We start from the raw sequence: 12,683 nt of genomic DNA on the forward strand, positions 1-12,683 counted from the left end.
ACTAAATCTTAAAACTTTGCTAACCATATCACAAAACATGGTAAATGCGTATTTACGCATTAACGAATTTGCATCATGCTACCGCGCCTACCACCCGATTCCGCCCATTTTTCTTCGCCTCGTAGAGGGCTGTGTCGGCGCGCTTGAAGAGTTTTTCCACACTGTCGTTGCGCGGCTGCAACGAAGCGATGCCTATGCTGATCGTCACATCCACGCTTACCGTGCCGCTCCTGATGACAAAGGGCGTAGAAGCTACGGTGCCGCGGATACGCTCCGCCACCACCGCGGCCATGCGCTGGTCCGTATCGGGCAGCACCACGACGAACTCCTCGCCGCCATAGCGGCAGGCAAGGTCGATCCCGCGAATATTGCGGTTGAGTCGGCCGGCGAAATCGCGCAGCACGTCGTCTCCGGCATCGTGGCCGAACGTGTCGTTGATCCGCTTGAAATGATCCACGTCGATGATCAGCACCGAGAGCGGGCGCTCGCGCGAGACCGACCGCTCGAAAAGCGTCGGCATATGCCCGTCGAGATAGCGGCGGTTATGGAGCCCGGTCAGGCTGTCGGTCACGGCCATCTCGATGGTGCGGCTCAGGCTCTTGCGCAGGAGATCGTTATAGCGCTTGCGCTTCACCTGGGTGCGCACCCGGGCAAGCAGCTCATTGCGGTCGAGCGGGCGCATCAGATAATCATTGACGCCGAGATCAAGCGCCCGGGCGACCAGGTCGGTTTCGCCGGGGTCGGTGATGAGGATAACAGGAAGAAGCCGCGTGCGCTCGATCGCGCGCATCTGTGAGCACAGCCGCAAGGGATCGTAATCGGCGAAGCCGGTGGCGACAATCACGCAATCATAACTGCCCTCGACCGCGCCGAGCAGCCCGGCGGAAGGCTCCGCGATCACATCCGCCCGGTTATCGACCGAAAGCAGCGCCTTCAGCCGCAACGCCGCAGCCGGATTCTCGTCAATGACCAGCAGATTTGCGTCTTTCCCGGTGTCGTCGGCGCGGGCAAGAAACAGCGCCTCCATATCCGCTTCCCGCGACGAGGCTGCGCGCAGCAGCAGCTCGTCCGACAGGCTTTTCAGCCGGGCCAGGCTTTTCACGCGCGACAGCAATTGCAGATCTTTCACCGGCTTGGTGAGAAAATCGTCGGCGCCGGCTTCCAGCCCGCGGATGCGGTCCTGCGGCCGGTCGAGCGCCGTCACCATCACGATGGGGATATGCACGGTCTTTGGGTCGTCCTTCAGGCGCCGGCAAACCTCGAACCCGTCCATGCCCGGCATCATGACATCGAGAAGCACGATGTCGACATTGCTGCTCTGGCAGATCTCGATCGCCTGCAGGCCGTTCGATGCAGACACGACGTCGTAATATTCCGCGAGGAGCCTCGATTCGAGAAGCTTCACATTGGCGGGAAGATCGTCCACGACAAGGATGCGAGCGGTCACGGAAGGTTCCTTCAAGTGCATTTCGCGGCCGAGCGGAGCACCCGGCACCGCATAATGCGGCTAAACATCGCCCAGATAGGATTTGATGGTTTCGATGAAGCGGGGGACGGATATCGGCTTGGAGATATAGGCCTCGCACCCCCCTTGGCGGATGCGCTCCTCATCGCCCTTCATCGCGAAGGCGGTAACGGCGATCACAGGGATATGGCGTAATTCATCGTCTTCCTTCAGCCATTTGGTCACCTCGAGGCCAGAGACCTCCGGTAACTGGATATCCATCAGGATCAGATCCGGCCTGTGCGTCCGGGCGAGCTCCAGCGCTTCCAGGCCGTTGCGGGTGCGGATGGTCTCATACCCGCTCGCCTCAATCAAATCCCGGAAAAGCTTCATGTTCAGCTCGTTGTCTTCAACGATCATCACTTTTTTTATCATTGAAAACTTTCTCGAATATGGCCGCGCCTGAGTTCTGTTATCATTGCGCGCAGCAATAATCCCGCCCCATGCCGCCCAACCAGCCAATTGCACTTTAGAACAATTTGATTGACGAAAGGCAAATGTCTACCGGCGCCCGCTATAAGATAGCCTAGTATAAAGTTGCAGAACGGAATGGCTAGCCCTAAAGATTCGTCAGACAGGGACGGGACAAATGAAGAACACTGATATCAAAGCCGATGCGGCGCAGGCCATCGCAATCCAGGCGCTGGCTTTTCTGGCGCAGGACGACGAGCTTCTGCCGCGCTTCCTCGCGCTCTCGGGCATCCGCGCGGAAGACATCAGGGCGGCCGCACGTGAGCCGGGCTTCCTGGCGGGTGTGCTGCAATTCTATCTCGGCCATGAGCCGACGCTGTTGCGCTTCTGCGAGGCAAGCGGCAACCAGCCCGCGGATTTGCAGCGCGCCCTGCACGCCCTTCCCGGCGGCGACGAGGCATGGGACCGGCAGGTGTAGCCCATGCACACGGGAAGCGCGCCGAACGATCCGCTTTCCGGCTTCTGCCGCGATTGCCTGGCGCTGCAACGCTCCACGGCGAGCCGGCGCTGCCAGGCGTGCGGCAGCCCAAGGCTCGTGCGCCATCAGGAGCTTTACCGGCTTTCGCTCGCCCATATCGATTGCGACGCCTTTTATGCGGCTGTCGAGAAGCGGGACAACCCGGAGCTCCGGGACAAGCCCCTGATCATCGGCGGCGGCAAGCGCGGCGTCGTCTCGACCGCCTGTTATATCGCCCGCATCCATGGGGTCCGCTCGGCCATGCCGATGTTCAAGGCGTTGGAAGCCTGCCCGCAGGCGGTGGTGATCAAGCCCAATATGGAGAAATATGTCGCGGTGGGGCGCGAAATCCGGCGGCTGATGCTGGAGCTGACGCCGCTGGTCGAGCCGCTTTCGATCGACGAGGCCTTTCTGGACTTGAAGGGCACAGACAAGGTGCACCGCGATCCCCCTGCCCGCGTGCTTGCTCGTTTTGCCCGGCGCATCGAAGACGAAATCGGCATCACCATTTCCGTCGGCCTCTCCTATTGCAAATTCCTGGCTAAAGTCGCCTCCGATTTCGAAAAGCCGCGCGGCTTCTCCATCATCGGCGAGGAGGAAGCTGTTTCCTTCCTGCGCGATAAGCCGGTGACGCTGATCTGGGGCGTCGGCAAGGCCTTCGCCGCCACCCTGCAAGGAGACGGCATCCGCACCATCGGCCAATTGCAGGACATAGACGAAACGGCACTGATGAAGGCCTATGGCCAGATGGGCCAGCGGCTTTACCGCCTCGCGCGCGGTCAGGACACGCGGCGCGTCGAGCCGGAAAGCGAGATGAAAAGCGTCTCGGCGGAAACCACCTTCAACACCGACCTGTCATCCGCCGAGGATCTCGTGCCGATTCTGCGCGCGCTGTCGGAAAAGGTGTCGCGGCGGCTCAAGGCCGGCGGCATCGCCGGGCGCACCGTGGTGCTAAAGCTGAAGACGCAGGATTTCAAGACCAGAACCCGCAATCGCCAGCTCGCCGACCCCACCCAACTCGCCGACCGGATTTTTCGCACCGGGCTCAACCTGCTGGAAAAGGAGCTAGACGGAACAAGGTTCCGCTTGATCGGCATCGGCGTCAGCGACCTCTCCGACGCCGGCCGCGCCGACCCGCCCGATCTGGTGGACAGCCAGGCCACCAAACGCGCCGTCGCCGAAAGCGCCATAGACAAACTGCGCGGGAAATTCGGCAACAAGGCCGTGGAAACGGGCTATACGTTCGGCAAGGGCCGGGTGGAAACGCCGCCGGAAAGCGCGGAAGGCTGAGCGCGCGGGTTGACAATTTTGAGAAAAATGCCGCTCTTGTCTTGCCTCTATCGACCTGTTTGGAGGCACGCATGAAGCATTTCCCCTATATCGGCTCCGGCCCCTATTGCTATGCTAATTCCTTTGCCATGATGTTCGGCGAGGACGCGCCGTCCCCGGCGATTATCGAATTCGCCACCTGCAGCCCTTTCGGAATGCAGCTCGTCGGCGGCGCCCTGCCCTTCTTCGATCCCTATGGCTGGACGCCGGAAGCCGGTTTTGATGATGCGCTCGCGGCATTGGGCTGGGAATCGACGGTGACGAAGGGCGGAAGCGATGAGGAAGCCCTCGACCGGCTCCGGCTCGCGCTCGCCAATGGACCCGTCTGGGCCGGCCCCGTCGAAATGGGGCATCTCAAGCACCAGCCGGGCATGAAAGGCGCAATCGGAGCGGACCATTACGTGGTCGTGCTCGCCATCGAAGGCAACAGGGTGCGGATGCATGACCCGCAGGGTTATCCTTTCGCCTGCCTCCCCATGGATCACTTTCTCAGCGCATGGCGCGCGGAAACCCTCGATTATGGCGAGCCTTTCACGATGCGAACCGGTTTCCGGCGCGTCCGGGAGATGGCGGAGGAAGACGTCATCCGCGCGTCCCTGCCCGGCGCAATCCGCTGGCTCTCCATGGAACGCACCGCCCATATTCCGCCTGGCACGCTCGGTAATGGCGACGCCGCCATGGCCCTGGCGAGCAGGATCGAGCACGGCCCAGACGAGGACCTGCGCGGCCATCTCATCCATTTCGCCATTCGCGTCGGCGCCAGACGGCTCGCAGATGCCGCGACCTGCCTGGCCCGGATCGGCAAAACCGAAGCCGCCACTATCGCATCCGAACAGGCGCAATTGATCGGCGCGCTGCAATATCCGCTGACGATTGGAGCGGACGGCGAAGCAGCGGCGCATATGAGAGCGCTTGCGCCAAGCTATGACAGGCTGCTGTCCGCATTGCAGGCGCAATGAGCATTGATTGGTGGAGCTATACCAGCTCCACATCCACCACGCCCCGGACCGCCTTTATGGCGCTGGCGATCTGAGGGGTGACGCGGTAGCGGTCGGGGAGTTCGATTTCCACCTCGCGCAGGCCGTTCTCCTTGATGACGATGAGGCTCACCTGGCCGTCACCGCGCGTCGACAGATGCGGCTTGATATGCGGCAGCGCTTCGCTGGAACGTAAGTATAGCCGCAAAGCCTTCTGGATGCGGCTTGCTTCGTCCTCGAGCGATTGCACGGTCTGGATGCGTAAGGAGATGCCCTCGGGCCGGTCTTCCGCCGCAACCGTGATTACCACCGACTTGCCGGATTCCAGGAGGTCGCGATATTGCGCGAGGCCTTCGGAAAAGAGCACCGCCTCGAACTGGCCGGTCGCATCCGAAAGCTGCACGATGCCCATCTTGTTGCCGGTGCGGGTCTTGCGCTCCTGTTTGGCCGTCACCGTACCGGCGAGACGTCCGGCGCTCGCCCCGCGCTTCACCGCGATGGAGAAATCAGCCCAGCTCTGCACGCGCATCTTCTCCAGCACCGACCGATATTCGTCGAGCGGATGAGCCGAAAGGTAGAAACCCACCGCCTGGAATTCGCGATGGAGCTTCTCGGAGGGAAGCCATGGCGCGACGGCCGGAAGCTGCAATTTCTCCTTCGGGCCGCCGCCGAGCCCGAAAATATCCGCCTGGCCGCTGACGGCATTCTCCTGCGTGCGCTGCGCATGGCCCATGATGCGGTCGAGGCCGGCGATCATGGCCTCGCGGTCGCGCTTGAAGCAGTCGAGCGCACCGGCATTGATCAGGCTTTCCAGAACACGGCGGTTGACGACGCGCGGATCGATGCGCTCGCAGAAATCCTCGAGGCTTTCATAAGGCTTCTCGCGCCGCTTCTCGACGATATGGTCGACGGCTGCTTCCCCCACCCCCTTGATGGCGGCGAGCGAATAAAAAATCCTGTTCTCGCCCACTTCGAACGGGCGGAACGAGGTCATCACCGAAGGCTGCACCACCTCGATCCCCAGCCGGTTCGCCTCGCGGCGGAAATCGTTGAGCTTGTCCGTGTTGGACATATCGTAGGTCATCGACGCCGCGATGAACTCGACCGGGAAATGCGCCTTCAGATAAGCCGTCTGGTAGGACACGATGGCATAGGCCGCCGCGTGCGATTTGTTGAAGCCGTAATCCGCGAATTTCGCAAGCAAGTCGAAGATCGTGTTGGCCTGCGCCTTGCCGACCCCGCGTTCCACCGCGCCGTCAACGAAGCGGATGCGCTGCTTGTCCATCTCCTCGCGGATCTTCTTGCCCATGGCGCGGCGAAGCAGGTCCGCTTCGCCGAGCGAATAGCCGGAAAGCTCCTGCGCGATCTGCATCACCTGCTCCTGGTAGACGATGACGCCCTGCGTCTCCTTAACCAGATGATCGATCTTGGGATGGATCGAGGCGATTTCCTCCTCGCCATGCTTGCGCGCATTGTAAGTCGGAATGTTCTCCATCGGGCCCGGCCGATAGAGCGCCACGAGCGCGATGATATCCTCGATACGATCGGGCTTCATGCCGATCAGCGCCTTGCGCATGCCGGCGCTTTCCACCTGGAACACGCCGACCGTCTCGCCGCGTGACAGCATCTCATAGGTGGGCTTGTCGTCGAGCGGCAGGTTGGAAAGATCGATCTCGATGCCCTTACGGGCGATGAGCTTCACCGCCGTCTGAAGCACCGTAAGCGTCTTGAGGCCGAGGAAGTCGAACTTGACCAGACCCGCCTGCTCCACCCATTTCATGTTGAACTGGGTGACAGGCATGTCCGAGCGCGGATCGCGATACATCGGCACCAGTTCCGACAAGGGCCGGTCGCCGATGACGATACCCGCCGCATGGGTCGAGGCGTGGCGGTAAAGCCCCTCGAGCTTCAGCCCGATATCGAGCAGGCGGGCCACCACCGGCTCCTTCTCGCGCTCCTCGACGAGCTTCGGCTCGCCTTCGATCGCCTGCCCAAGCGTGACCGGATTGGCCGGGTTCTGCGGCACGAGCTTGCAGAGCCGGTCCACCTGGCCATAGGGCATTTCGAGCACGCGGCCGACGTCGCGCAGCACGGCGCGGGCCTGCAACGTACCGAAGGTGATGATCTGCCCCACCTGGTCGCGGCCATATTTGCGCTGGACGTAGGAGATGACCTCACCGCGCCGGTCCTGGCAGAAGTCGATATCGAAGTCCGGCATCGACACGCGATCAGGGTTGAGGAAGCGCTCGAACAGCAGCGAGAATCGCAAGGGGTCCACATCGGTGATGGTCAGCGCATAGGCGACGAGCGAGCCCGCGCCCGAGCCGCGTCCCGGCCCGACCGGAATCCCCTGCGCTTTCGCCCATTTGATGAAGTCCGACACGATAAGGAAGTAGCCCGGAAACTTCATGCGCGTAATGATGCCGATCTCATATTCGAGCCGTTCAGCATATTGCTCGCGCGTATAGCCCTCCGCCAGGCCCTGCGTCTCAAGCCGCATCGCCAGGCCCTCGCGCGCCTGCCGCGCCATCTCGTCGGCTTCCGCCTTGACCGCCGCCTCCGGATCGTCGGCCTCGCCGGTGAAACGCGGCAGAATGGGCTTGCGCGTTTCAGGATAATAGCAGCAGCGCCGCGCGATCTCGATCGTATTGTCAAGCGCCTCCGGCAGATCGGCGAAGAGCGCCACCATCTCGGCCTGGCTCTTCAGATAATGATCCGGCGTCAGGCGGCGGCGCTCGTCGGAGGAGAGCACCTGCCCCTCGGCGATGGCGAGCAGCGCGTCATGGGCTTCGAAATCCGCACTCTTGAGAAAAAACGCCTCATTGGTCGCCACCAGCGGCAGGCCATGCGCATAAGCGAGTTCAACCATCCGCGCTTCTTGCGCCCGGTCATAGCCCGCCGGGCGCTGCAATTCCACATAGAGCCGGTCGCCGAAGAAGCCCTGCAGGGATTTGAGCCGGGCAAGCGCCCGGTCCGGCTGTCCCGCCGCAAGCGCGCGTCCGAGCGGGCCCAGCGCCCCGCCGGTCAACGCAATGATTCCATCCGCGCGGCCTTCAAGCCATCCCGCCTCGATATGAACGGGATCGCCGGGCGATGTGTCGAGATAGGCGCGGCTGACGAGACGCACCAGATTGGCATAGCCCGCCTCCGTCGCGGCGATGAGCACGATGGGCGCCAGCCCCAGCGCCTCGCGCCGCGCGGCATGGCGGTTGTCGTCGCCGCTATCGCCGAAGCCGATATCGAGCTGGCAGCCGACAATCGGCTGCACACCGTCCTTGACAGCTTTCTGCGAGAATTCCAGCGCCCCGAACAGATTGTTGGTGTCGGTGATCGCAATCGCCGGCGCGCCATCCCCCACGGCATGAGAGACGATCTTCCCGATCTGCAGCGCGCCTTCGAGCAGCGAATAGGCGGAATGGACCCTGAGATGGATGAAGCGTGGCCCTGCCCTGCCCGTCCCCACCTGCCCGATATTTCCCTGTGAACCGTCCGCCACGTGTCCATTCCCTATGCTTAAGGCAGGCGACTCCAAGCCGCCTCACTCTTTAGTCTTAAGGACCATGCGGGCAACCTGTCCAGACAAAGACGCGTGGCTTCAACAGCCTCCTCAGAGGGCGCTGACCCAGATGGCGAATGTGGCGATAAACAGGCTGATGGAAACGAAGGACAAAACGTCATGGATGAGATCGCTCATGGCTGCGCTCCTCTTGTTCGCTTATATTTCTCTTTTTGTTCTATTCATGTTCCAATGTCAAGAAAGTTTTCCCCGCTCTTCTGGACGTATGGTTTCCGAAAGGTTAATTTGGGGCGTTACTGAAGCGGCGAAGAAACAGGAAACTGGCGGAACGACCGCGACTGTGAAATGTTCCCCACCGGCAAGCTTTGTCGGTTGTCGGGCTTGCCCGTTGGCACAACTGATTATAAGCTTTTTCTAATCTTCAAAAGCGGGGCATGAGTCCCGTCATCGCCGGTTTGCGTGGGGGCTTCAGATTGGGCGAGGCGGGTTCGCAGATGGGGACGCTCATGCGCCCCAGCCGTCGTGTGCGGGCCGCCATCAACCCGATCAGTTCCAGGAGAAGCTTCAATGCCGGGATTATATCTTGAGCAATTCGAGTTGGGCCAAGTGTTCCGTCATGCCATGCGCAAGACCATCACCGAGGGAGACAATATGCTGTTCTCCACGATGACGCTGAACCCGCAGCCCCTGTATATAGATCACCACTTTGCCGGAAAGAGCGAGTATGGCCGGCCCACCGTCAACCCCATGCTGACGCTGGGGCTCGTGATAGGCATTTCGGTGTATGATACCACATTCGGCACGGCGCTTGCCAATCTCGGCATGAGCGAGGTCGCCTTCCCTGCCCCGGTCTTTCATGGCGATACGATACGTGTGGAGACGGAGGTTATCGCCGTACGGCCTTCGCGGTCGAAAGACGAGCGCGGGATCATCGAGTTCGAGCATCGCGGCTTCAACCAGCATGATGTGCTGGTCACCCGCTGCCGGCGGCAGGCCATGATGCTGACGCGGGCGAGCGCGGCCTGATGCGCTCGCTGCTGCTTGTTTCAGGCGATTCGGAAACCGCCCTGGAGAAAGCGCTTCTGAGCGGCGCCGACGCGCTCATTCTCGATCCGGCAACGGCGAGGGCAGAAATGGCCGGCTTGCTGCAAGATGCAGTGAAAGACGCCGCCCCGCTTTATGTGCGCCTCGGCATGGCCGATGCCGACGATCTCGCTGCCCTCCTCCTACCGATGAAGCCGCACGGGGTCTTTTTGCCGCAATCGAACGGCCCTGCCGATATCGTCAGGCTTTCGGCCCGGCTCAATGTATATGAGGCTGAAGCGGGCCTGGATGAAGGCTCCACGCAAATCATCACCATCGCCGCCGCCAATGCCGCTGGGACGCTGTCGACGGACTACCGCGATTCGACGCCGCGACTGACTGGCCTTGGCTGGGATGCCATGAGCCTTGCAGGCGCAATCGGGGCACGGACGGCACGCGATGAAGACGGCGTCTATATCGAGCCCCTCCGCCTCGCGCGCACGCTTACGCTTCTTGGCGCCAAAGCCGCCGGCGTGACCGCCATCGACACGCCCTATGCCAATCTGCGAGACGAAGCCGGGCTGGGGAAAGAATGCGCCGCCGCCGCGCGCGACGGCTTCACTGCCAAGCTCGCGATTGACCCGGCGCAGGTGCCGGTTATCAATGCGGCGTTTGGGGGATAGTTTTTTGCTGAAGTGGAAACGCTGGCGCCCTACGTCGCCCCCCTCTGTCCTGCCGGACATCTCCCCCGCAAGGGGGGGAGATTACGCTGTCATTTCCGCTTCCGCCAATCGTAAACGATGCAAGATGGGCGATGATCGTCGTGCTAGCCAATCTCCCCCCTTGCGGGGGAGATGTCCGGCAGGACAGAGGGGGGCGCCTCGCGATTCCATATAGAGTCTGTCAGATACAGGATGAATCGCGAGGCAGAACAAGCCTCTTCCGTCATCCTCGGGCTTGTCCCGAGGATCTGCAATAAGAGCGAGAATAGCGATGACCGTCCTGAAAACCGTACCGTCGCAGATATCAGGGACAAGCCCGAGGATGACGGCAGAGGCAAAACCGCTTCCGATTATCCCTGACAGACTCTAATCATGAGCCTCCTTCCCACCGCGGCCGCAGCATCTGGTACACTTCGCTGGTGGTTGCAAAATCCATATACCCCAGGCGGCTGACGGACTTTGCCTTGCGCATATCGATCATGCCATCGGTCAGAATCGCCTCATCGAGATGCACGCCGACCACCTCGCCCGTCACCAGCCAGTTGCCGCACCGTTTGCCGTGCCTGTCGATCGCTTCCCTGATGTCGGTCGCCACGCATTCGAGCGCGGCATGGGCCTCGCCCACGCGCAACGCGCCGATAAGATTGCACGGAACCGGCGTCAAACCCGCATAGTCGAACTCGCTCACCCCGCGCGGCGCGTTGACGGAACTTGCGTTCATCTTTTCGAGGAGGTCCTCGGTGACGAGATTGACGGCGAATTCGCCGGTCTCCTCGATGAAGGTGAGACTGTCCTTGCGCCCGCTCGATGAGAAGAGCACGAGCGGCGGCTTGTCGCAAATCGCATTGAAAAAGGAATAGGGCGCGAGATTGACCGCCCCTGCCTTCGAGCGCGTCGATATCCAGCCGATGGGCCGCGGCGCGACGATGGCCTTGAAGGGATCGTGCGGCAGGCCGTGCCCATTGCGCGGTTCGTAGAACATGTCAGTTCCCTTCCCGCCACGGCCCCGCATAGTCGGAAACGACGTCGGCGAATTCGGCGCGCGGACGCTCCGGCACCTTCATGTCGCAGGTGCCGATATGGACGAAGCCCGCCACCCGCTCATGCGGCGCAAGGCCGAGGAGCTGCCGTCCCTTCTCATCCGAAGAGTACCAGTTGGTGATCCAGTTCGTGGCATAGCCGAGCGCATTGGCGGCAATGCAAAGGTTCATCGCCGCCGCTCCCGCCGAAAGGAATTGCTCCCATTCGGGGATGCGCTCATGGGCGACCGGCGAGGAGATGACGCCGATGACCAGCGGCGCGCGGGCGAAGCGCTTCAGCTCCTGTTCGCGCCGGGCTTCCGGCAGTGGCCCTTCCCGCTCTTCTGCGAGACTTGCCAGATAGCGCCCCACCTCTTCGCGTGCCGCGCCGCGATAAAGGACGAAGCGCCAGGGCGTCAGCCGCCCGTGATCCGGCACACGGATCGCGGCGCGAATCATCGTCTCGATGTCGGTGTCGCTGGGGCCCGGCTCGCCTATGGCCGAAATGGGGGTGGAACTGCGCTGCAGGAGAAAATCGAGAATGGGAGAGGTCAAGATGCTGATCCTTGTTGGGGACGGGCGAGCCCCGGTCTTATAAAGCGTAAGACAGGGAATTTCAGCCTTGAAATTGCCATCCGTTTGGGCCCAAAACTTGGGCTATGGGATTTCTCCGTCTGTCATTTCTCTTGCAGCGTCTTCCGCATGTCACGGGGACCCTCGTGCTCGCCTTCGCCTCACCAGGCATGGCGCAGGAGAAGCAGGCTGCGCCAAACCTGAAACTGCCCGGCATCAGCGAATATGCCAACCCGCAGGCGCCGGAAAACCGGCCGCTCGCCAACACCGCCGAGCTGATCCTGGAAGCGAAGCTGAGGGATGGCGATCCGGATATCCAGCGCGGCCTCGTCTGGCGCGTCTTCTCGCCCGACCCCGGCGACGACGACAAGCTACCGCTGGTCGCCACGGCGAAGGGCGGCACCGCTTCGTTCCATCTGCCGGAGGGCAGCTATCTCGTGCATGTCGCCTATGGCCGCGCGGGCGCCACCAAGCGCATCACCATGCACAAGGGCATAAGGCGTGAAAGCATGATACTCGATGCCGGAGGCCTCAAGCTCAACGCCGTGCTGCCAGATGGCGGCCATATCCCGGAAAAGCTTCTGCGCTTCTCGATCTATGAAGGCGACGAGGACAATGCGAACGACCGCTCGCTGATCCTTCCCAATGTGAAGCCGAACAGCGTCGTGCGGCTCAACACCGGCACCTATCATGTTGTCTCGAATTACGGCACCGCCAACGCCATCATCCGCGCCGATATTCGCGTCGAGGCAGGCAAGCTGACCGAGGCGACGGTCGAACATCGCGCCGCGCAGGTCACGCTGAAGCTGGTGCGCGAGCGCGGCGGCGAGGCCATGGCGGACACATCCTGGTCGATCGTCAACACATCGGGCGACCCGGTGCGCGAAAGCGTCGGCGCCTATGCCTCCATGGTGCTGGCGGAAGGCGAATATATCGCCATCGCCAAGAACAAGGACCGCATCTACCAGCGCGATTTCAAGGTGACGTCAGGCCAGGACGAGGAAGTCGAAGTGCTCGCCAACAGCGCCAGTGCCGACGCCGCGGCCGGCAGCGGCGATTCGATGGATTAGTCCCTCCGACCGTCATTCTCG

At 62.0% G+C, this 12,683-nt stretch carries 11 protein-coding genes; 6 read left to right on the forward strand and 5 right to left on the reverse strand.

Features of this window, described 5'->3' with window-relative positions; genetic code table 11:
* Nucleotides 1-73: 73 nt before the first annotated feature.
* Nucleotides 74-1,447, reverse strand: coding sequence for a PleD family two-component system response regulator (locus tag ACOWVG_RS11535; protein ID WP_420962325.1), 1,374 nt, complete (start codon nucleotides 1,445-1,447; stop codon nucleotides 74-76).
* A gap of 60 nt (nucleotides 1,448-1,507) precedes the next feature.
* Nucleotides 1,508-1,879 carry a response regulator gene (locus ACOWVG_RS11540; RefSeq protein WP_420962326.1) on the reverse strand — a complete coding sequence of 124 codons (372 nt, stop codon included), beginning with the start codon at nucleotides 1,877-1,879 and terminating at the stop codon, nucleotides 1,508-1,510.
* Nucleotides 1,880-2,093: 214 nt separating this feature from the next.
* Between ACOWVG_RS11540 and ACOWVG_RS11545 the strand changes: the two genes are divergently transcribed.
* The 3 genes from ACOWVG_RS11545 to ACOWVG_RS11555 all read left to right on the forward strand — a co-directional run bounded on the left by ACOWVG_RS11545 (nucleotide 2,094) and on the right by ACOWVG_RS11555 (nucleotide 4,720).
* Nucleotides 2,094-2,393: a DUF3572 domain-containing protein gene (locus tag ACOWVG_RS11545; protein ID WP_420962327.1), complete on the forward strand. Its 300-nt coding sequence runs from the start codon at nucleotides 2,094-2,096 to the stop codon at nucleotides 2,391-2,393.
* Between the two features lie 3 nt (nucleotides 2,394-2,396).
* A complete protein-coding gene (locus ACOWVG_RS11550; RefSeq protein WP_420962328.1) occupies nucleotides 2,397-3,722 on the forward strand; it encodes a DNA polymerase IV in 1,326 nt (441 codons plus the stop codon).
* Nucleotides 3,723-3,793: 71 nt separating this feature from the next.
* Nucleotides 3,794-4,720, forward strand: a complete 927-nt coding sequence (locus ACOWVG_RS11555; RefSeq protein WP_420962329.1) for a hypothetical protein — start codon at nucleotides 3,794-3,796, stop codon at nucleotides 4,718-4,720.
* A gap of 16 nt (nucleotides 4,721-4,736) precedes the next feature.
* On the opposite strand, the gene dnaE is transcribed toward ACOWVG_RS11555, so the two are convergent.
* Nucleotides 4,737-8,234, reverse strand: a complete 3,498-nt coding sequence (dnaE, locus tag ACOWVG_RS11560; protein ID WP_420962330.1) for a DNA polymerase III subunit alpha — start codon at nucleotides 8,232-8,234, stop codon at nucleotides 4,737-4,739.
* 588 nt (nucleotides 8,235-8,822) lie between these two features.
* On the opposite strand from dnaE, the gene ACOWVG_RS11565 reads away from it, so the two are divergent.
* Nucleotides 8,823-9,281 carry a MaoC family dehydratase gene (locus ACOWVG_RS11565; RefSeq protein ID WP_420962331.1) on the forward strand — a complete coding sequence of 153 codons (459 nt, stop codon included), beginning with the start codon at nucleotides 8,823-8,825 and terminating at the stop codon, nucleotides 9,279-9,281.
* Nucleotides 9,281-9,961: an aldolase/citrate lyase family protein gene (locus ACOWVG_RS11570; protein WP_420962332.1), complete on the forward strand. Its 681-nt coding sequence runs from the start codon at nucleotides 9,281-9,283 to the stop codon at nucleotides 9,959-9,961. Before ACOWVG_RS11565 ends, ACOWVG_RS11570 begins: the two co-directional genes overlap by 1 nt.
* A gap of 409 nt (nucleotides 9,962-10,370) precedes the next feature.
* Here ACOWVG_RS11570 and ACOWVG_RS11575 read toward each other — a convergent pair whose 3' ends face one another.
* A complete protein-coding gene (locus tag ACOWVG_RS11575; RefSeq protein WP_420962333.1) occupies nucleotides 10,371-10,982 on the reverse strand; it encodes a flavin reductase family protein in 612 nt (203 codons plus the stop codon).
* A 1-nt stretch (nucleotide 10,983) separates the two neighbouring features.
* Nucleotides 10,984-11,574: a nitroreductase family protein gene (locus ACOWVG_RS11580; RefSeq protein WP_420962334.1), complete on the reverse strand. Its 591-nt coding sequence runs from the start codon at nucleotides 11,572-11,574 to the stop codon at nucleotides 10,984-10,986.
* Between the two features lie 104 nt (nucleotides 11,575-11,678).
* Here ACOWVG_RS11580 and ACOWVG_RS11585 point away from each other — a divergent pair, with 104 nt between their 5' ends.
* The gene (locus ACOWVG_RS11585) at nucleotides 11,679-12,662 is read left to right on the forward strand and encodes a hypothetical protein (protein ID WP_420962335.1); all 984 of its coding nucleotides are present in this window, start codon (nucleotides 11,679-11,681) and stop codon (nucleotides 12,660-12,662) included.
* Nucleotides 12,663-12,683 lie beyond the last annotated feature (21 nt).

This window comes from Brucella sp. IR073 (genome assembly GCF_049065735.1).
Lineage (GTDB): Bacteria > Pseudomonadota > Alphaproteobacteria > Rhizobiales > Rhizobiaceae > Paramesorhizobium.

What these genes read in the sequence shown, in the direction of transcription:
- ACOWVG_RS11540 (WP_420962326.1), bottom strand. Translation starts at nt 1,879, where the DNA reads ATGATAAAAAAAGTGATGATCGTTGAAGACAACGAGCTGAACATGAAG.
- ACOWVG_RS11545 (WP_420962327.1), top strand. Translation starts at nt 2,094, where the DNA reads ATGAAGAACACTGATATCAAAGCCGATGCGGCGCAGGCCATCGCAATC.
- ACOWVG_RS11550 (WP_420962328.1), top strand. Translation starts at nt 2,397, where the DNA reads ATGCACACGGGAAGCGCGCCGAACGATCCGCTTTCCGGCTTCTGCCGC.
- ACOWVG_RS11555 (WP_420962329.1), top strand. Translation starts at nt 3,794, where the DNA reads ATGAAGCATTTCCCCTATATCGGCTCCGGCCCCTATTGCTATGCTAAT.
- ACOWVG_RS11565 (WP_420962331.1), top strand. Translation starts at nt 8,823, where the DNA reads ATGCCGGGATTATATCTTGAGCAATTCGAGTTGGGCCAAGTGTTCCGT.
- ACOWVG_RS11570 (WP_420962332.1), top strand. Translation starts at nt 9,281, where the DNA reads ATGCGCTCGCTGCTGCTTGTTTCAGGCGATTCGGAAACCGCCCTGGAG.
- ACOWVG_RS11575 (WP_420962333.1), bottom strand. Translation starts at nt 10,982, where the DNA reads ATGTTCTACGAACCGCGCAATGGGCACGGCCTGCCGCACGATCCCTTC.
- ACOWVG_RS11585 (WP_420962335.1), top strand. Translation starts at nt 11,679, where the DNA reads ATGGGATTTCTCCGTCTGTCATTTCTCTTGCAGCGTCTTCCGCATGTC.